We start from the raw sequence: 21,145 nt of genomic DNA, 5'->3' as shown, positions 1-21,145 counted from the left end.
AACCGTCATTATCGCATAGCGCCGCGTGGCAGCGCGCCCCTTCCTCAGAGGGTTTTGATGTAGAAAAGGCAGCTAACGCGGCCATCCAGCCGAATTAGCTGCCTTGAGGTGCATGAAGGCCCCCATGACGAGGGGCGGGCCCGACCCGTTCTCGCGCGAAGCGCGCGCCTATTCCAGCTCGAATGCTCCGGTGTAGAGCTGGTAGTAGTACCCGTGCTTGGCGATGAGCTCGTCGTGCGTGCCGCGCTCGATCACGCGCCCGTGGTCCAGGCAGATGATCACATCGGAGTTGCGCACGGTGCTCAGGCGGTGCGCGATCACGAAGGTGGTGCGACCCTGCATGAGGGCGTCCATACCGCGTTGGACGATCTCCTCGGTGCGGGTGTCGATGCTCGACGTGGCTTCATCCAAGATCATGGCGGGCGGATCGGCCACGGCCGCGCGTGCGATGGAGAGCAGCTGGCGCTGTCCCTGGCTGAGCTGGGAGCCGTTGCCGGTGAGCATGGTGGCGTAGCCCTCCGGCAGGCGCGAGATGAAGTCGTGCGCGCCGGCGAGCTTGGCCGCCTTGATGCATTCCTCGTCCGTCGCATCCAGCTTGCCGTAGCGGATGTTGTCCATCACGGTGCCGGTGAACAGGTTGACGTCTTGCAGCACGACGCCCAGCGAACGGCGCAGGTCGGCCTTGCAGATCTTGTTCACGTTGATGCCGTCGTAGCGGATCTTGCCGTCGGCGATGTCGTAGAAGCGGTTGATGAGGTTGGTGATGGTGGTCTTTCCGGCGCCCGTGGCGCCCACGAACGCTACTTTCTGGCCGGGCTTCGCATAGACCGAGACATCGTGCAGCACCTCGTGGTCGGGCGTGTAGCCGAAGTCGACGCCCGTCAGGCGCACGTCGCCGCGCAGCGGAACGTAGCTCACGGTGCCGTCCGCGCGGTGCGGATGCTTCCAGGCCCACAGGCCGGTGCGCTCGTCGGCCTCTTCCAGCTCCCAGGTCTCGGGGTTCACGCGGGCGTTTACCAGCGTGACGTAGCCATCGTCGGCCTCGGGCTCCTGGTCCAGCAGGTCGAAGATGCGCTGCGCGCCCGCAAGGCCCATGACCACGGCGTTGATCTGTTGCGAGACCTGGCCGATCTGGCCGCAGAACTGCTTGGTCATGTTGAGGAACGGCACCACCACGGCGATGGAGAGCGGCATGCCCGACAGCGAGAAGTTGGGCACCTCGAGCGCCAGGAACACGCCGCCCGCGAGCGCGACCACCACGTAGATGAGGTTGCCCAGGTTCATGAGGACCGGCATGAGGATGTTGGCGTACATGTTCGCCTTCTGCGAGACCTCGAAGAGCTTCTCGTTGCGCGCGTCGAAATCGGCCTCGGCGGCGGCTTCGTGGCAGAAGGCCTTGACGACCTTCTGCCCGTTCATGACCTCTTCGATATGACCCTCCACGACGCCGAGCTCGCGCTGCTGCGCGATGAAGAAGCGCGCGGAATTGGAGCCGAGCATCTTGGTGAGAAACACCATGCAGACGATGCCGGTGATGATGACCAGGCACATCCATACCGAGAAGTACAGCATGATGAAGAGGACCGTGCCCAGCACGATGACGGTTTGCAGCAGGTTGGGCAGGGACTGCGAGATCATCTGGCGCAGGGTGTCGATATCGTTGGTGAAATGCGACATGATGTCGCCGCGCTGGTTGGTGTCGAAATAGCGGATGGGCAGGTCCTGCATGCGGTTGAACATCTTCTCGCGGAGCTTTTCCAGCGAGCCCTGGGTGATGGTCGCCATGTTGCGGTTCCAGAACAGGGAGATGAGGTTGCCGGCGACATAGATGGCACCCAGGGTGAGCACGAGCTGCAAGATCTTGGGCTGGGCCGCGGTCCAATCGCCCGTCTGCCACGAGGTCGAGATGATCTCGAGGGCGCTTTGCAGGAACAGCGCGCCGATGGAATTGATGAGGCCGCACACAAGGACGCCCACCATGACCAGCGGCAAGAGCACCGGGTAGAACGAGAACAGCAGCTTGACCAGGCGGATGAGCGTGGATGACTTGCGCGCCGGAGCGCCGGCTGCGGGCTTACTCATGTGCCTCGCCTCCCTTCGGGGCGGATTCGTCGGTTGCGGGGAGAGGGGCGGAGGCCCGCTCGAGGTCGCGGACGGCCGCTGCCGCGGCTTCGTCGACGAACTCGGCCTCTTCGCTCATCTTGTTCTGCGACGTGAAGGTCTCGCGGTAGATCTCGGAGGTTTCCAGCAGCTCTTCGTGGGTGCCCATGGCGGCGATGCGGCCGCCCTCCATCACGATGATGCGGTCGGCGTCGGATACGCTCGATACGCGCTGGGCGATGATGAGCTTGGTGGTATCGGGTAGGTAGCTGGCAAGGCCCGCGTGGATCTTGGCGTCGGTCTTGGTGTCGACGGCGCTGGTGGAGTCGTCCAAGATCAAGATCTTGGGGCGGCGCAGCAGGGCGCGCGCGATGCAGAGGCGCTGCTTCTGGCCGCCGGACACGTTGGAGCCGCCCTGCTCGATCCACGTGTCGTAGCCCTTCGGGAAGCCGTCGATGAATTCGTCGGCGCAGGCGAGGCGGGCCGCCTCGCGCACCTCGGCATCGGTGGCGTTCGCATCCCCCCAGCGCAGGTTGTCAGCGATGGTACCGCTGAACAGCACGTTTTTCTGAAGCACCATGGCAACCTGATGGCGCAGCGCGTCCAGGTCGTAATCGCGCACGTCGACGCCGCCCACGCGCACGGTGCCCTCGGTTGCGTCGTACAGGCGGGCGATCAGGTTGACCAGCGTGGATTTGGCCGAGCCCGTGCCGCCGATGATGCCGACGGTCTCGCCGCTTTTGATGTGCAGGTCGATGCCGTCGAGCGCCTGGCGCTCGGCGCGGGCGGAGTACTTGAAGCTCACGTGGTCGAAATCGATGGAGCCGTCGGCCACCGTGCTTACGGGTTCGTCCGGGTTGACGATGGTGGACTGCGCCTGCAGCACCTCGCAGATGCGGCGCGCGCTTTCCTCGGCCATGGTCACCATGACGAAGATCATGGAGAGCTGCATGAGGCTCATGAGGATCTGGAAGCCGTAGGTGAAGGTGGAGGAGAGCTGGCCCACGTCGAACGCGGCTGCCTGGCTGGTGATGATGAGCTTGGAACCCAGGTAGATGATCACGACGAAGGCGCCGTTGACGCAGAAGTTCATCAGCGGGTTGTTGAAGGCGAGCAGCTTCTCGGCGCGGGTGAAGTCGGCGCACACGTCCTGCGCCGCGCGTGCGAACTTCTGCTTCTCGTAGTCTTCGCGCACGTAGCTCTTTACCACGCGCATGCCGGTGACGTTCTCCTCGACCGATTCGTTGAGCGCGTCATACTTATGGAACACGCGGGTGAAGATGGGCGTCACCTTGTGGATGATGAGCCCCAGGCCGATGCCCAGGATCGGGATCATAGCCAGGTAGACGAAGGACACGGCGCCGCCCATGGCGTAGGCCATCGCGAACGCGAACACGAGCACCAGCGGGGCGCGCACGGCGATGCGGATGATGAGCATGAATGCCTGCTGCACGTTGGTGATGTCGGTGGTGAGGCGCGTGACCAGCGACGAGCTGGAGAACGCATCGATGTTGGTGAACGAGAAGGTTTGGATCTTGTAGAAGAGGTCGTGGCGCAGGTTCTTGGCGAAGCCGCAGCTCGCGTGGCTGCACGTGATGCCCGCGGCGGCGCCGAAGAACAGCGAGACCAGGGCGAGCGCAACGAGCACGCCGGCGGTGGGCAGGATGTCCGCCACGGCCGCGCCGTCCTTGATGGTGTCGATGAGGTTGGCGGTCACGAAGGGGATGGCCATCTCGCACGCAACTTCGCACAAAACGAGCAGCGGCGTTGCGAGGGTGGGTTTGAGGTAGTCGCGAATCGAGGCGACGAGTGTTTTAACCATCGAGCCCCTCCCAGTGCGCGCGGACGCGCTCGAGCAGGCCGGCGAGCGTCTCCTGCTCTTCGGGGGTGAGCGTGGAGAATGCGTTGGAGCGGAAGCGCTGACGGATCTCGGCCTCTTGGCGCGCCGCCTCGGCGCCCGCTTCGGTGAGCGTGACCGTGAGCTGACGGCGGTCCTGCTGGCCGCGCGTCCGGTAGATGAGGCCGGCGGTTTCGAGCTTGGAGAGGATCTCGGACAGGGAGCCCGGCTTGAGCTCGAAGAACATGCCGAGTTCCTGCTGGGACAGGGTGCCCCCGTTTTTCTCGAGCAGGCAGAGGATGGGCGCGCGTCCGGACCGGCCGCCGCGGTTGAAGTGCATGAAGTGGCCGCAGAAGCCCAGGCAGGACAGGATGCGGGATGCGCGGGCGACCACCGGGTCGTCGGCGGCGTCGGGGGCCTCGGGAAGATCGATGAATTTACGGGCGCTCTTGGCCGACGTCTCTTTCGCGGGCGCGGGCGTCGCGGCATTGTTCTGCGCGGCTGCGTCGGGGGCGTTCGCGGGTGGATGCGTGCTGGTGGGCGTAGCATTGCATTTGAATTCTGGGCCGTTCACAGAACTCTCCTTTCCCTTGGAGTATAGGGAAAGTATAATAGCCCGCTTTAATACTATGGGTACCGAAATAATAATGATGCAATGAAATTTACGAACAGGTCCCCGTTTCTGCTATCCCAGCGCCGTGCAGAGCGCGAATACGAGCGTCGCGATAGCCGTGCCCAGGCTCGTGGGCGCCATGAAGCGGTCGAGTGCGGCGTGGTCGGGCTCGTGGACAACGTCGACGAGCGTCGATAGCAGCGGTTGGAAGCCGACGCTCAGGGCCGCCGCGCGCACGAGCGTGCCGAGCGAGACCCCGCGTGCCATGAAGAGCGCTGCTAAGAAGAGGGCGAGCGATCCGCAGATCAAGATGGCATGGTAGATGCGCATGGCGGTTTCGCCCGAGATGCCATGACCGCGCTCGCCCAGGCCGTACAGGGCGGCGGCCACCGTTCGCTTGCCCTTTGCTGCGTCGTCGAGCGAGTCGCGCATGTTGTTGATATTCATCACGGCGGCTACGGGCAGCCCCAGCGCGATGCCGGCGACGAGCGCGGCCGGATCGAATGCGTGCGTGTAGAGGAAGGTGCCGCCGCATGCGGCCACGATGCCGAAGAACAGGAAGCTGGCGGCGTCGCCAAGGCCGGCGTAGCCGTAGGGGTGCGGGCCCACCGTGTACAGGATCGCCGCGGCGATGGCGGCGACGCCAAGCGCGATGAAGGCGGCGATCGCGGTTACGACGCCGCAGCGGGGCGGGTCGCCGTGGCAGAGCGCGGTGCAGATCAGCGCGCAGCCCAAGATGAAGGTGATGGCGCTCAAGCCGATGAGGGCGCGCTTCATCTGCGCGGGCGTGATGATGCCCCGCTGCATGCCCCGCCGCGGCCCCACGCGCGTGGCATCGTCCAGGCCGTGGGAAAGGTCTCCAAGATCGTCGGCGAAATTCGCGATAACCTGCAGCAAGATGGATACGACGAGCATGAGGACGAGCGTCTGCCAGCGGAAATGCCCGCGTGCGGCCGCGAGTCCCGCCGCCGCGAACGACCCCGAGGCGGCGAGCGGCAGGGTGCGCGGCCGCACCGCTTCGATCCAGGCCGAGCGCGTCTCGCCTGGTTGCGCTTTATGCGAGATGGACGGATTCGATGTTTTCATGACCGGGCTCCTTATTTGGAAACGGGCCGTCATTGTATGGCGCCGCTCGGGGGCGCGGGCAACCATCGGTGACACCCCGTCCCGCGCGCTCGCCCGTGGTTTCGGGTGGTATAACTAGAGCAGGGAAAGCGCGGACCACGCTCGTTCGGGGCGACGGTCCGCTTATGCCACCGCGCATCGACGGCCTCGCCCGCATCGGCGGGCAGACGTGGGGCGCACGGGGAGAGGAAGCAAGATGGCTCAGACGGTTACCATTCAAAAAGACGGCGTCGTCGCGCGCATCGATGCCCAGGGGGCGCAGCTGCGCGGCTTGGCAAAGGACGGGCGCGAGTATCTCTGGCAATCCGACCCCGCATGGTGGGGCAAGAGCTCGCCGGTGCTGTTTCCCGTGGTGGGTGCGGCCGGTAGGGGTCCGGTCGAGTCTGCTGCCGGTGTGTGCACCCTGGGCAAGCACGGCTTCGCGCGCGATATGGAGCACGCGGTAAAGGAGGTTGCCGACGACGGTTCGTCGGTCACCTTCGAGCTGGTGGATACCGAGGAGACCCGCGCGGCGTATCCGTATGGCTTCGTCCTCAACATGACCTATGCCATCACCGGCCCGTCTACGCTTACGCAGACCTTCGCGGTTACCAACACCGGTGACGCGCCCATGCCGTTCTCGGTGGGCGGCCATCCTGCGTTCAACGTGCCCGCCCCCGGCGCCGAGGGCGAGGCGTTCGACGATTACGAGCTGCGCTTTACCTGTCGGTGGACGGCCGATTCGCCCACCATGGTCGACGGCGGCATGCTTACCTACGAGAACACGTTCCGCTCGCTTGACGACGCCGACGTCCTGCCCATCACGCGCGAGCTGTTCGACTGCGATACCGTGGTGCTCTCCGATGTGCCCGATAACACGATCGACCTGGTGAGCCGGAAGTCCGGCCACGGCGTGCGCGTATCGTTTGACGGCTTCAAGTTCGTGGGAATCTGGTCGGCCCAGCCCGATGCGCCCTTCGTGGCGGTCGAGCCCTGGACGGGCCATGCCGCGCTCGCGGAGGAGGACGACGTGCTCGAGCATCGCGACAACGTGACCATCCTGGCTCCGGGTGAGACCGATGTCCGCTCGTTCTCGATGACCTTGCTGTAGGCCTGCGCTCGTGCCGGCGGCGCGTGGCGGGCAAAATGCGCGGATACCATGAACGACCTGCGCTTTGAGTCCGCTGCGTTGTGCCTCGATGGCACTTTGGGTATCATATCGTCCGTTGAAAGGGGACCGTTCCATGCATTTCGCGTTCGACAAACTCTAGCTGGATGAACCGAGCGGCGCTACGTCTGCGGAAGCGGTGGCGCTTGGCGGCCGTCGGCCGCCGTCCCTGAAACCGCGTCGCGTGCCAGCGGCGCTCTACCCGTTGATTCAGTTAGAAGGAGTGCATCATGCGCGAGAAGCTTGAGAAGATCATCGTTGCGTATCAAGAGCTCGAGAAGAAGCTGTCCGACCCGGCGGTCGCCAGCGATATCAAGGAGTTCACGCGCCTCAACAAGGAGTACGCGCACCAGACCGACCTGGTGAACGCTGCGCGCGAGTATATCGCCGCGCTCGATGATATCGAGGTTGCCAAGGAGATGCTGCGCGAGGCGTCCGATGCCGACGAGAAGGAGATGCTCCAGATGGAGATCTCCGAGAACGAGGGCAAGCTGCCCAAGCTTGAAGAGGACATCAAGTTCATGCTCATCCCGAGCGATCCCAACGACGAGAAGAACACCATCATCGAGATCCGCTCCGCAGCCGGCGGCGACGAGGCCGCTATCTTCGCGGGCGATCTCTTCAAGATGTACCAGCGCTTCATCGAGTCCAAGAAGTGGAAGATGACGGTCCTGGATTCCAGCCCCTCCGAGGCGGGCGGCTTCAAGAGCATCGAGTTCAAGGTCGAGGGCGACAAGGTGTACTCGGTCATGAAGTACGAGTCCGGCGTCCATCGCGTCCAGCGCGTTCCCAAGACCGAGAGCCAGGGGCGCATCCAGACCTCTACCGCTACCGTGGCCGTTCTGCCCGAGGCCGAAGAGATCGACGTGCAGATCAACCAGTCCGACCTGCGTATTGATACCTATTGCGCTTCCGGCCCCGGCGGCCAGTGCGTCAACACCACCTACTCGGCGGTGCGCATCACCCACCTGCCCACGAACACCGTGGTCCAGTCCCAGGAGCAGCGCTCCCAGATCCAGAACCGCGAGGTCTGCATGCAGATGCTGCGTGCGCGCCTGTACGAGATGGAGCTCGAGCGCCAGCAGGCCGAGCTGGGTGCCGAGCGCTCCAGCCAGATCGGCCACGGCAACCGTTCCGAGAAGATCCGCACGTACAACCAGCCGCAGGACCGCGTGACCGATCACCGCATCGGCTTCAACTCCACGTATAACGGTGTGCTGCTGGGCGACCTGCTTTCCAACGTGATTGAGGCGCTGGCTGCAGCCGAGCGTGCCGAGAAGCTGGCGGCGGCGGTCTAAGGCGCCACCGGGCTAACGGGCAACATACCAGTGAAGACGGGCCGTCGGCTTTATGCCGGCGGCCTTTTTTAAAACAGCGGGACGAGGGCGCCCGCGCGCGGGTTGTCGGTGCGGGTGGATGCTCGTAAGCTGCGTCGTTTTTTATTGGCCCGCATGGTCGTCGTGCTGCTTGCGCGCGATGAGCTCCAGAATCGAGTCGGGTGATTCACCGTTCTCGACCTCGGTTGGAAGCGGTTCGTCGATGCCGGCGCGATGAAAGTTGCCAACGAAGTCATCGGTCTTGAGCACGTTGACCACGGCGCGCGGATCGACGAAGCGGATGAGTCGGATGGCATCCCCCACCTCGTAGGTGGAGAGCACGGTATGGATGATACCGACGGGTTCGCCGCTAAATGCGCCCGTGGCGTCGATGATGCTGGCGCCGTGATGGAGCGTGTCCGTGTAGGCGCGGGCCACTTCCTGGGGTTTCTTGGTGGTGATGAGCAGGGTGGAACGGTTGTACCGATGGTAGAAGCCGTCGATGGCCTTGGTCGATATGAATTGGAACACAATGGAATAGGCGGCGTGCTCCCATCCGAAGATAGAGCCGAAGATCGCCAGGATGCAGCAATTGCCCGCGAACACATAGGGCCAGATCGTCTTACCGGTCTTGTTGGAAACGTAGAGGGCGATGAAGTCCGTGCCGGCGGTAGACGCCCCGCTTTTCAAGGCGATGGCGATGGCGATGCCGTTCAAGACGCCGCCGAAGATCACGTTGAGAAACGTCTCTCCCAAGATGGGCTGGAACGAGAAGATCTTGAGAAACGCGCTGAGCAACCCCACCTGGACCATGGAGAAGAGGACGAAGCGCTTGCTTATGGAGCGCCAGCAAAAGAGCGCGACGGGGATGTTGAGCAGCAGGACGCCTATGGAGACGGGCAGGCTGGCGCCCATAAGATGGGCGACGCGTTCGAGGAGGAGGGCAACGCCGGTAAACCCTCCCGAAAGCAGGCTGGCGGGATTGACGAATGCTTGGATAACGTAGGTTTGCAGCAGGGCGGATGCGCATACGCATGCGAGCGTGATGGCGCGACGCACCACAACATAGCGGCCAAGATGCTTGAGTTTAACAAGTTGCGGATCTTCAGGCATGGCGTCCCCCTTCGGTCATACCGGATAGCATGCTTCCCTAGGCCAAACATAGCCCTTTCTCCAGGCTCCATCGCGCACATTTTGTAACACCACAATGTGCCTAGCCGAAGCGGCGGGGCGGTGCGGCTTGTCTCGTGCGAACGGGGGCACACTAATATACATAGATGGAGGCGGTGGAGGAGCTGCGACCGCGGTCGATGGATTGGATGGGGTGCCTATCTGCATGGTTTTGCATATTGAGCACCTGCTTCGCCGGGTCGACGGTCTCCACGCCTGAAGGCCGCATTGATGGGACTCGCAACAAGCCTGCAGCTAGTGGTATTCAAGATTAAATACAAGTTATATGTGAATAACCACTCATGACAAATAGCGACCGTTTACCGAAAGACTTAAGAATGAATAAGGCGATTAAAGATTGCAGAAGATTCGGTGAGCAAATGTATACAGAAATATGACGGTTATATGCGCTGCGAGGCGGAGGTGCGCATCTAGCGAAAAAGCGCGTGGTTACAGGGTCTGCGCTTTGTTTCGTGAAGATGTGAGCCCGATGTTGAGCTGTATAAAGCCGCATATTCTCTAATACCGCTCACCGGCCTCTAACCGCCGTTTACGAAAGTGAACGGTAAGGTTGAATGGATTATGTCGGTCGAATGTCGTCGAATCGCGGCGACATCGTGAGACAAAAGGAGAGGGAATGATATCAAGGGCAAGAAAGGTGCTGAATGGTTTCTTCGCAGTGGCGCTCGCGCTGATCTGCGTGGTTTCCACGACGCCCGCCGCATATGCGGCCGGACCCGCGAACCTGGCACTCAATAAGGAGGTGACAGTAAGCAAGGCACCGTACGACACCCTTCCGGCGTCGGCGTTGACCGATGGCGATCCGAAGACGCGCTGGTCCTCCGAGGAGGGTCCGGAGCAGTGGGCGTATGTCGACCTTAAGACGGCTACCGAGATCTCTCGCGTCAAGCTGACTTGGGAGAGCAAGGACGAGCATGCTGCGGACTTCAAGCTGTTTGTGTCGAACAGCACGGAAGACTGGGGCAACCCGGTTGCGACCGTAACGGGCAACACCTCCGAGGCATCCGATGTCACTTTGGAAAAGCCGGCAACGGGCCGCTATGTGAAGCTCCTGGTGACCAAGGTCTCCAATTATCCGAGCGTTTCCTGCGGCGAGATGGAGGTGTACGGCAAGGGCGGCTCCACCGATCCCGAGTCTTCCGAGGCTGTGAACCTCACTCTTAAGAAGACCACCAAGGCGAGCGCCGACTACCACCTGCAGAATGGTGCGCGCGCCGTTGACGGTAAAAAGAAGGATGGCAAGGCCGATCGCTGGATGACCGAGGCCCAGCCGGTGCAGTGGCTGCGTGTCGATCTTGGAAAGACCGAGACCATCAAGTATTTCGACATCCTCTGGGAGAATGCGGAAAACTACGCCACGAAGTATCAGGTCTATGTGACCGATAACAAGGCCGCGTGGGATGCCGCCGGCGATTCTGTCGAAAACTGGGGCACTCCGGTTGTGGACGAGCAGAACAACACCAAGGGCGAGAACAAGATCACCCTTGCTAAGCCTGCTACGGGACGCTACGTTCTTCTTCGCGTGAGCGCTATGAGCAGCGTGTACGGTGTCTCCTGCATGGAGTTCGAGGCTTGGAACGAGGTTCCGCCCGCGCCTGCAAAGCAGCCCGCTGAGTATCTGAACGACATCAAGATCGCTCCGGTTACCGCTGAGACCCAGACGCTCCAGTACGAGCTCCCCGAGGCTCCCGAGGGCTATGAGATCAAGTACAACGGTACCGATTACGAGCAGGTCATCGGTCTCGATGGCACGATCTTCCATCCCATCGCGAACGTGACGGTGAAGGCTTCCTTCAAGATCACCAATAAGAAGGACAGCACTGATTACGCGTTCAAGGAGTTTGACGTTACCGTCCCCGGCACGCTGTCCGCAGCCAAGGCCGGCAACGCTGCTCCGTCGATCGTGCCCGAGCTCCGCGAGTGGGTCGGCGGCACCGGCTCCTTCGCCGCGGCTTCCGCCAAGCGCGTCGTCTTCAGCGACGACTCCCTCAAGGCCATGGCCGATGAGTTCGCTTCCGATTTCCAGGCCGTAACCGGCATCGAGCTGTCCGTGGTGAAGGGTACGTCTGCCAACGCGGGCGATATCTTCTTTACCCTGACCACCGACAAGTCCAAGGGCCTGCAGGACGAGGGCTACCTCGTCGAGGCCAAGGGCGACAAGATCACCGTGACCGCCGAGAAGGTCGCCGGCGCTAACTGGGGCGCCAAGACCATCCTCCAGGGCATGAAGACCGGCAACGGCTCCTTCCCCGTTGGTACCGCGCGCGACTACCCGCTGTACAAGGTCCGCGGCCTTATCCTCGATGTGGGTCGTAAGACCTTCACCATGGACTGGCTGCAGCAGATGACCAAGCAGATGGCTTGGTTCAAGCTGAATGACTTCCATGTTCACCTGAACGACAACTACATCCCCCTCGAGGAGTACACGCGTGCCGGCAAGGACGTCTTCCAGGCGTATAACGCGTTCCGTCTCGAGTCCAGCATCAAGGAAGGCGGCAACAACGGCAAGAACAAGGCCGACCTCACCGCCAAGGATGTCTGGTACACCAAGGCTGAGTTCAAGGACTTCATCGAGCACTCTGCTGCTCTCGGCGTGAACATCATCCCCGAGATCGACACCCCGGCTCACTCCCTGTCCTTCACCAAGGTTCGTCCCGACCTGCGCCACGGTACCGATGGCCGTCAGAACGACCACCTCAACCTCACCTCGCTCTACAGCGATAGCCTTGCTTTCGTTCAGAGCATCTTCGACGAGTACGTCAAGGGTGGCGACACCTCCACCTTTGCTGGCACCGATACCATTCACATCGGCGCCGACGAGTACAGCGCCGACGGCAACGCCTATCGTCGCTTCGTGAACGACATGTTCAAGTACGCCGAGGACAACGGCAAGACCGCCCGCGTCTGGGGCTCCCTTACCACCATCAAGGGCGATGTCAACGTCAGCGGCGTGTCCGAGTCCGGCCAGCGCCGTCAGATGGATCTGTGGAACCCCGGCTGGGCAGACATGAAGAGCATGTACGACCTGGGCTTCGAGCTGATCGACTGCCAGGACGGCGTGTTCTACATCGTCCCCAACGCCGGCTACTACTACGACTACCTGTCCGATAGCGCGTACACCGATCCCCTGAACGGCATCAGCGGCTACATGATTCCCGCTGGTGACCCCCAGATCCTGGGTGGCTCCTTCGCCGTGTGGAACGACATGTGCGACAACCAGGAAAACGGTATGTCTGAGTACGACATCTACGACCGTATCAACCGTTCCGCCGGCCTGTTTGGCGCGAACGGCTGGGGCAAGGGTTCCATGAACACCGCCGCTGCCAAGGACGCTATCGCTGGTCTTGGCGACGCCCCCAACACCAACTTCGGTTACAACGTCGCCACCGCCGAGAACGGCGCCATCGCTCAGTGGAGCATGGAGGACCTGTCCGACGCTTCCGGCATGAAGCGCGATCTGGTTGCCGGCGAGAACGCCGCGATCGAGAAGGTCGATGGCCGCAACGCCCTCAAGCTCAACGGCGAGAAGTCTTTCGTCTCCGTGAAGGACGATGCGCTCACCACCATCGGTCTGGGCAACGACCTTCGCGTGAAGGTGAAGCGCTCGAGCGCCTCCACCGAGCCGCAGGTTCTCTTCGAGTCCGAGTACGGCCAGATCATGGCTGTCCAGAAGGGCACCGGCAAGGTGGGCATCACGCGTGAGAACCGCGCCTACTCCTTCAACTACACCCTGCCGCTGAACGACTGGGTCGAGCTCGAGTTCAAGAACAAGTTCGAGCAGACCGAGCTGTGGGTCAACGGCAAGCTGGTCGACACGGTCGGCACCAAGCAGCGTGCCAAGCTCAAGGCCACCAACATGTTCCCCGTGAACGTCATCGGCTCCAAGACGAATGCCTTCCAGGGCTATGTCGACGACGTCCGCATCTCCACGGCCAAGGAGTTCAACTCCACCATGGAGCTCGACTACGCCGTCGTTACGGCTGAGTCCGTCCTGAAGTCCCACAAGATCGAGGGCATGCGCGAGCTGCTCGACCAGGCGTATGACGTCTTCAAGCAGATGGATCCGTCCGCCGAGGTCATCGCTGACCTTACGGCCAAGATCAACGCGCTGCTCGAGAAGACCGAGTTCGATAAGGCCGACTACTGCCGCATCGACGCATATACTCAGCTGCAGGGCGGCGACTACGCCGAGACCCTTACGGACCTGTTCACCGATGACTCCGTCGCCACCCTCCAGATGGCATGGGGCAAGGTCCGCTCCGATCTCCCCGCTTCCATGCAGGAGACCGTTGACGGCTATACCGCCGAGATCGTACGCGCTCTCGACGGCCTGAAGCCGAAGGCCAGCACCGACCTGACCCTTATCGATCCCGCAACGCTCGTTGCGAAGGACAGCTCGCACCAGGGCGGCGACGACGCGTCCAAGACGCTCGACGGCAACCTGAGCTCCATGTGGCACAGCGACTGGAGCATCACCACGGGCGAGCACTGGGTAACGCTGACCGGCAAGGCCCCCATGGATGTCGACGGCATTCAGTACACCCCGCGCCAGACGGGCACCAACGGCAACATCCAGAAGTACCGCATCGAGGTCAGCACCGACGGCACGTCCTTCACCAAGGTGAAGGAGGGCGACCTCAAGGTCACCGGCCTCGACCCGATCATGATCAAGTTCGACCGTCAGAACGGCGTGAAGGCAGTCAAGCTCGTTTGGGTGAAGGCCAACAACGGCAACGGCGCCGCTGCGGAGCTTCGTCTGTCCGATGCCGCCGCTGCTCCCAACTTCGACCGCCTGAAGGCCGTTATCGCCGCTGCCGAGCTCGTCAAGCAGGATGGTCCCTGCAAGCACGACCAGTTCACCAAGGCAACGTGGGATGCGATGCAGACGGCGCTGTCCGCCTCGAAGGACGTTCTGGCTTCGCAGACCGGCGACGTGAACGCCGTCTACAACTCTGCCCAGAGGCTTGCCGAGGCCATCGTTGCCCTGCGCCTCGACGGTGACCAGTCCGAAGAGATCACGTTTGTCGACGTCGATAAGAACACCTCGCACGCCGATCACATCGTCTGGCTGGCCGCTAACGGCATCTCCAAGGGTTGGGCCAAGCCCGACGGCACCTTCGAGTTCCGTCCCTACGCCACGGTGAAGCGCGCCGACATGGCCGCGTTCCTCTACCGCCTGGCCGGCGAGCCGAAGTTCGACGCCGATAAGGCCCCGGCCTTCACCGATGTCGACAAGGAGACCCCGCACCGCGACGCCATCCAGTGGCTCGCCGCGGAGGGCATCTCTACCGGCTTCAAGGGCGCCGACGGCAAGGCCGAGTTCCGCCCCTACGCCGAGATCACTCGCTGCGACATGGCCGCGTTCCTGTATCGCCTGGCCGGCGAGCCGAAGTTCGAGGCGAAGGACGCCTTCGCCGACGTGACGAAGGACACGCCGCACCGCGAGGCTGTGCTGTGGCTGGCCGCGGAGGGCGTCTCCACCGGCTTCGTCGAGGCCGACGGCACTAAGACGTTCCGCCCCTACGACCAGATCGTCCGCTGCGACATGGCCGCGTTCCTGCACCGCATGGCGGAGAAGGACCTGGTGAAGTAGCAGGCTCATAATGGGATATGCCTAACGGCATAATCTCGGGTGAAAGCACCGCTCCTTCGGGGGCGGTGCTTTTGATAAAGTAATCTTCGTTTCGGTTGCTTGCGCAGCGTTGCGCCCCTGTTGCTCGGCAGGGCGCCACGCTGCGCTGCAATAGTACTGTTCGTACAGCAAGTAGGAGGATGAATGAATCGAACTGTTTCGAGTAATCGGACAATTTGGTCGTTCATCCTCTGCTCCCTAACGCTGTGTGTGCTGACGGCATTCGGTGCCGCCACACCCGCTTGGGCTGCAGAGGGTGACTACCAGATTTATCCCACTCCGCATGCGGTGACCTATGCCGAGGGCACGCAGACGCTTCGCAAGGAAGCGAACGTCGTGCTCGAGGACGGCATCGATGCGGATACCGAAGCGCGCCTCAACGAGTCTCTGGCTCTGAAGGGCATGAAGGCCAAGAAGGCCAAGGGGCTCGGTGGCAAGCGCTCCACCAACATCCTGGTGGGCGTCAAGGGCTCCAACGGCGTCGTCGACACGATGGTGACCGAGCTCACCAAGTCCGGCGAGCTGACCGTGGCCGACGACCTGTTCAGCAAGACCGATGCGTATCTGCTCGCTTCGCTGCCCGCCAAGGGCGATACGCCCGACCGCGTGATCGTTCTGGGCGCCAGCACCGACGCCGCATACTACGGTCTGACCACCCTGTACCAGATCCTGCAGCAGACCGACGGCGCATCTCTGCGCGCCTTCACCGTTGCAGACTACGCCGACGTCATCACCCGTGGCTTCATCGAGGGCTACTATGGCAATCCCTGGAGCACCGAGGACCGCGTCAACCTCATGAAGTGGGGCGGCTATTACAAGCTCAACGCATACGTGTATGCTCCCAAGGACGATCCCAAGCACAACGCTCAGTGGCGCACCCTGTACACCGAGCAGGAGCTCAAGGAGAAGATCGCTCCGCTGGCCGAGGCCGGCAACGCTTCCAAGTGCCGTTTCGTGTACGCGCTGCATCCCTTCATGAGCAACCCCATCACCAACGCGAACTACGATGAGTCCGTCGCCATCCTGAAGAAGAAGTTCATCCAGGTCATGGATAACGGCGTCCGCCAGATCTCCATCCTGGCAGACGACGCTGGCAATCAGGGCAACGCGCTCTACATCAAGCTCTGCAAGGAGATGACCGAGTGGATTCGCGAGCAGCAGAAGGCCATCAACGAGGACGGTTCGCTCAAGTACCCCGGCCTCAAGGACACCATCATCTTCTGCCCGGTGAACTACATGGGCTACGGCGAGGGCTGGTATAGCCAGCTTCCCGACAACATCCAGGTTGTTAATACCGGCGGTCGCGTCTGGGGTAAGATCGATGGCAACTTCGCCTCGGCTTTCCAGCGCAACTCCGGCGTTGCTCCCTTCATGTGGATCAACTGGCCGTGCTCCGATAACGACAAGGACGCCCTGCACATGGGCGGCCACAACAACTTCCTGGGCTCCGATGTGAAGCCGGGCCAGGTCAAGGGCGTCGTGCTCAACCCCATGCAGCAGTCCGAGCCTTCCAAGCAGGGCATCTTCATGAATGCCGACTTCACCTGGAACCTCTGGAAGTCCGAGGACCATGCCAACCAGGCGTGGGAGGATTCGTTCTCCTACGTCGACCATAACTCCCCGGTCGCCACGGCTGGCTCCAACGCTCTCAAGTCCCTCTCCGGCCATGCCCTGCGCATGTACGGCGGTGGCGCTACGTGGGAGAACGGCGAGTCCGCTGCTATCAAGGACAAGCTTGCCGCATTCCGCACTAAGCTTTCCACCGGCACCGTGACCGAGGACGACGTCACCGAGATGACCCAGATCTTCACCGAGCTGAAGAAGATCGCCGAGTCCTATCGTGCTGGCGCAGGCAACAAGGCCATGCTCAACCAGATCGTGTACTGGGTTGACGCCATGTCCGAGCAGTCCGAGGCCGCCCTTCTCGAGCTCGAAGCCGTGAAGGCCGATCTCAAGGGTGACAAGTCCACGCTGATCGCCAAGTACTCCGAGGGCACCGCCAAGCTGGACGAGGCCAACGGCCATGGCTATCACTACGTGAACCACACCGAGTATGCCCGCATCGGCAAGGCGCACATCGTGCCGACCATCAACGCTCTGGACACCTATGTCGCCGAGCGCGCCGAGCTGGCTTCCAACCCCGATGCAAACTTCACCAAGTTCGTGACCAGCCGTACCGACAGCCCGTCTGCCAAAACCGACGTTCTGTTCGACGGCAAGGCCAACACCGGTCTGAGCTACAAGGACCCGGCCACCATCACCGAGGGCACGTTCTTCGGTATCGAGAAGACCAACGCGTTCGACCTCGATCGCTTCACCATCACCTACGATGCGGAGCATCTCAACGACACCGTCCGCACCGGCAAGCTGCAGGTGCTGAAGGAGACCGAGAGCGGTCGCGCGTGGGTCGATGTTGACGGCAAGACCATCAGCAACAGCCGCGAGCGCGTGGTTGATTTCAAGGACCTGAACCAGAAGGACGTCTTCGGCGTCCGTCTGTACGCCACCGCCAACAACGAGGGCGCGTGCTGGCTCACCATCAACGAGGTCGAGATCAACAAGGTCGACGGCCCGGCTGCCGAGTCGGCCACCTTCTTCGGCACCGTTTCGCTGGAGAAGCAGGTCAGCGCCGACAATTCCAAGCCGCTGAGCAACGCCTCCGACGGTAAGGACAACACCGAGGCCTGGCTGACGCACGGCGTCGGTTCCCAGAAGGACGATGGCACCGAGCCGGGCGCCGCTGTGATCGTGACGTTCGACGGCGTGAAGTCCATCGACGCCGTTGTTTTCAAGCAGGCGCTTTCGAACAACGGCGGCGACGCCATCGATAACGGCACCGCGTTCTATCAGACCGCCGACGGCACGTGGCACGAGGCCGGCGCCATCAACAACAAGACTTCCCAGACCATCAAGCTGGGCAAGACCGTTGAGGCTAAGGCCATCAAGGTCGTAAACAATGCGCGCAAGGACATCTGGTGGCGTGTTGCCGACCTGTATGCGACGGCCGGCGAGGAGGTCGCGGCTGCCAAGACCGTGACCACCAACCTGCCCACCTACCAGAACAACGTGATCGGCCGCGCCATCGACGGCGACGAGACCACGCAGTTCTGGAGCAGCCGCAACACCCAGCAGAACGACTGGGTCATGCTCACCCTTGGTGGCAAGGTGAAGATCGACACCGTGCGCGTCCTGCAGGACTCGGGTGCCGATAAGTTCACGTCCGCTTCGGTGTACTACACCACCGACGAGACCCCCAACGCTGCCTCCGGCAACTGGAAGAAGGCCTGCGACCTGAGCGGTTCCACCGACGAGGTCAAGAACTTCTCCACGGTCGAGGCCACCGCGGTCAAGCTCGTTTCCAACAGCAACACCGCCAGCTGGTTCAAGCTCTTCGAGTTCGAGGCCTACGAGCGCTACTCGTTCTCGACCGACAACATCTACAGCACCTTCAAGCTGCCGAACGCCAGCCTCAAGGCTCGCGTGACGGGCGAGGGCGCCAACACCACCGACGCAACGGTGACCCTGCCCAAGAACGGCGACGCCGTCGCCATCGACCTTGGCAGCATCCGTCGCGAGGTCAAGGCAACGGCCGGCAAGACCAACGCCGCCAACGCCACCCTTATGTATTCCATGAACGGCCTTGAGTGGAATGCCCTGGGCTCCGAGCCCGTCAACGCCCGCTATGTGGGCTACAAGGCTACGGCCGACAACGCTTCCGTGGCGTTCAACGGCTTCTCCGTTTCCTTCCTGGGCTCCCTGGCTCCGCAGCTGGTCTCCAGCGACGTGCCCGGCGCAGACGGCTTCGATGTCTCGAAGGTCTTCGATGGCAACATCGGTACCAATTCGACCATCGCCGGCATGCCCAAGGCCGGAAACAAGATCGTGTTCGACCTCGGTCAGAACCGCACGATCAATACCTTCGAGTACTTCATCCCCGAGACCAGCAAGGACTTCATCCGCAACGGCGTGATTGAGGTCGCGAGCGATCCCAAGGCCGCTGACGATCAGTGGACCAAGGTTCTCGACATCAACAGCGAGAACATCGTCGAGGATGAGTTCAACGAGGACACGGCCAAGCAGGCAACGTGGCTCAAGCACTCCTCCGAGGCTCCGGGCAACATGTTCGCCAAGGCCGAGGGGCTCAATGCCTCTGGTCGCTACCTGCGCATCCGCTTCACCGGCACCTACAGCCATCGCTGGATCTGCCTGGGCGAGCTGCGTATCAACGGCGGCGAGTACGTGTCCACGTACGCCGGCGGCGACTTCGAGAGCACCGTTGGCGAGCAGCGCGGCATGCTGCCGAGCAACATGCTCGATAAGAACCTCGAGAGCCAGTGGGCTCCCGCGGGCGACAAGGCCGGCGCTCTGACCTATCACGTCTCCACGCCGCTGAAGGCCGACGGTACCGCCTATGAGGGCATCCGCATCATCTCCCGCGGCAATCCCAGCCGCGCTACGGTGAAGGCCGTCCTCTATACCGACGGCACCTACTCCAAGACCCAGACCGTTACCCTGGGCACCATCGAGCAGAACTCCCAGGAGTTCCGCTTCGGCAACCCCGTTGCGCCTGCCCGCGCTGCGGTGAACTTCACTGCCGTGAAGGACATCGTTGTCGAGTGGCCCGCCGCCACGACCCCGCAGATCTCCGAGATCTACCTGCTCGGCAAGGCCGCCGGCGCGAATTCCGACGCTATCTCCAAGCTGAAGACCGCGCTCGCCGAGGCCAAGAAGGCCGACACCGCCACCTGGACCGCTTCGAGCCGCGCCGCCCTCGAGAAGGCTATCTCCGCCGCCGAGGCCGCGCTTGCGAACGAGTCCACCCTCACGGCCGATACCGCCGCCTCCCTGAAGGCCGGTCTGGAGAACGCCGTGGCCAACAAGGTGGTCCGTTATGCCGACGCCGAGCTTTCCGAGCTCGTTGCCGGCGCCATCACCGATGGTTCCGCGTACACCAAGGGCACGTGGGATGCGTACAGCCAGGCGCTGTCCGCCGCCACGGAGGCTCTGAAGGACGCCGACAACCTCTCCGATGCTCAGGGTAAGGAGCTCGCCGCCAACCTTAAGGCTGCCCGCGAGGCCCTCGTCTTCGATGCCACCGCTGCCGACCGTGCGGCCCAGGCTGTCGAGGATGCCGAGCTCGTGTGGGACAAGGGCACCTACACCAAGGCGTCCTACAAGGCCTACACCGACGCTCTCGCCGAGCTGAAGGCCCTCGTCCAGAAGGACGTCAAGGACCCGGCCCAGCTTACGCCCGCCATGGATAAGCTGTTCGCCGCCCGCGACGGCCTCGTCGACGTGACCGCCCTCCTGGCAGCCCGTGCGGAGTTCGAGAAGACCTCCGAGGGCGCTTACACGCCGGAGTCCTACAAGCCGTACAAGGATGCCTACCAGGCTTCCGAGCAGCTGCTTGAGGATGGCACCGCCGAGGCTATCGCCCAGGCGGTCGAGAAGCTCAACGAGTGCAAAGCCAACCTTGTTGCCGTCGACCTTGCCGGCGTTATCGCCGACGCCAAGAAGCTCAACAAGGACGATTACACCGCAGAGAGCTGGAAGGTCCTCGAGACCGCTATCGCGAACGCCGAGAAGCCGCACGACGCCTCCCAGAACGGCGCGCTCGCGCAGGCTATCGTCGACGCTCGTGCCGAGCTCGTGAACGTCGTCGCGCTGAAGGATGCGATCGCTCGCGCCGAGGCCATCGATACGAGCGTGTTCACGCCCGAGTCCGCTGCCGCTCTGAAGGACGCCGTTGCCACCGGCAAGGCGCTGCTCAAGAACGGCACCACCGCCGAGGTCGAGGCCGCTACCGCGGACATCCTCGCCAAGATCGACGGCCTGCAGCGTCCGTCCACCCCGGGCGATGGCAACGTCGACAAGCCGGGTGACACCAACAAGCCGGGCGACACCAACAAGCCGGGTTCCAACAAGCCCGGTGCCAGCAAGCCTGGCTCCAGCATTCCGGCCACGGGCGATAACTCGCTCGTCATGGTCGGCGGCATCATCGTGGTCGCGGTCATCGTGATCGCTGCCGGCGTGGTGTTGGCCCGCAAGAACAAGCGCTAGTCTCGCGCGCGTTCGAAGGCATGGAAGCGGCCATCGGGTTCGTCCCGATGGCCGCTTTTTCATGTCGCGCGACCATGGGGGCGGCGGCAGATGCCTGTAAGCACCCAACGGTTTTTTGTAAGAC

At 62.6% G+C, this 21,145-nt stretch carries 9 protein-coding genes; 4 read left to right on the top strand and 5 right to left on the bottom strand.

The features are described from left to right. Positions 1–168: 168 nt before the first annotated feature. The 4 genes from E4J93_RS02145 to menA form a co-directional block, all read right to left on the bottom strand. Positions 169–2,082, bottom strand: coding sequence for an ABC transporter ATP-binding protein (locus E4J93_RS02145; protein ID WP_147587844.1), 1,914 nt, complete (start codon positions 2,080–2,082; stop codon positions 169–171). Beyond that, entirely contained in the window at positions 2,075–3,922 is a 1,848-nt protein-coding gene (locus tag E4J93_RS02140; RefSeq protein WP_147587843.1) for an ABC transporter ATP-binding protein, read from the bottom strand. Before E4J93_RS02140 ends, E4J93_RS02145 begins: the two co-directional genes overlap by 8 nt. Next, positions 3,915–4,511: a MarR family winged helix-turn-helix transcriptional regulator gene (locus E4J93_RS08225; protein ID WP_255431871.1), complete on the bottom strand. Its 597-nt coding sequence runs from the start codon at positions 4,509–4,511 to the stop codon at positions 3,915–3,917. The genes E4J93_RS02140 and E4J93_RS08225 overlap by 8 nt, the downstream gene beginning before the upstream one ends. A 111-nt stretch (positions 4,512–4,622) precedes the next feature. Next, on the bottom strand, positions 4,623–5,636 hold the full coding sequence (gene menA / locus E4J93_RS02130; protein WP_187231569.1) for a 1,4-dihydroxy-2-naphthoate octaprenyltransferase: 1,014 nt from the start codon (positions 5,634–5,636) through the stop codon (positions 4,623–4,625). A gap of 235 nt (positions 5,637–5,871) precedes the next feature. On the opposite strand from menA, the gene E4J93_RS02125 reads away from it, so the two are divergent. Together E4J93_RS02125 and prfA are read left to right on the top strand one after the other, a co-directional pair. Continuing rightward, entirely contained in the window at positions 5,872–6,765 is an 894-nt protein-coding gene (locus E4J93_RS02125; RefSeq protein ID WP_147587841.1) for an aldose 1-epimerase family protein, read from the top strand. Positions 6,766–7,052: 287 nt separating this feature from the next. Next, the gene (gene prfA, locus E4J93_RS02120) at positions 7,053–8,120 is read left to right on the top strand and encodes a peptide chain release factor 1 (RefSeq protein ID WP_147587840.1); all 1,068 of its coding nucleotides are present in this window, start codon (positions 7,053–7,055) and stop codon (positions 8,118–8,120) included. Between the two features lie 141 nt (positions 8,121–8,261). On the opposite strand, the gene E4J93_RS02115 is transcribed toward prfA, so the two are convergent. Continuing rightward, positions 8,262–9,251, bottom strand: coding sequence for a YitT family protein (locus E4J93_RS02115; RefSeq protein WP_147587839.1), 990 nt, complete (start codon positions 9,249–9,251; stop codon positions 8,262–8,264). Between the two features lie 694 nt (positions 9,252–9,945). Here E4J93_RS02115 and E4J93_RS02110 point away from each other — a divergent pair. Beyond that, positions 9,946–14,922 (top strand): discoidin domain-containing protein, encoded by a 4,977-nt coding sequence (locus E4J93_RS02110; protein ID WP_147587838.1) that lies wholly within the window; start codon positions 9,946–9,948, stop codon positions 14,920–14,922. 249 nt (positions 14,923–15,171) lie between these two features. Further along, positions 15,172–21,021 carry a beta-N-acetylglucosaminidase domain-containing protein gene (locus E4J93_RS02105; RefSeq protein ID WP_187231568.1) on the top strand — a complete coding sequence of 1,950 codons (5,850 nt, stop codon included), beginning with the start codon at positions 15,172–15,174 and terminating at the stop codon, positions 21,019–21,021. Positions 21,022–21,145 lie beyond the last annotated feature (124 nt).

This window comes from Collinsella sp. BA40, from assembly GCF_008014645.1.
In the GTDB taxonomy this organism is placed as follows: Bacteria; Actinomycetota; Coriobacteriia; order Coriobacteriales; family Coriobacteriaceae; genus Collinsella.
The sequence above is the reverse complement of the archived record's forward strand: the minus strand, read 5'-3'. Positions and strand labels throughout refer to the sequence as shown.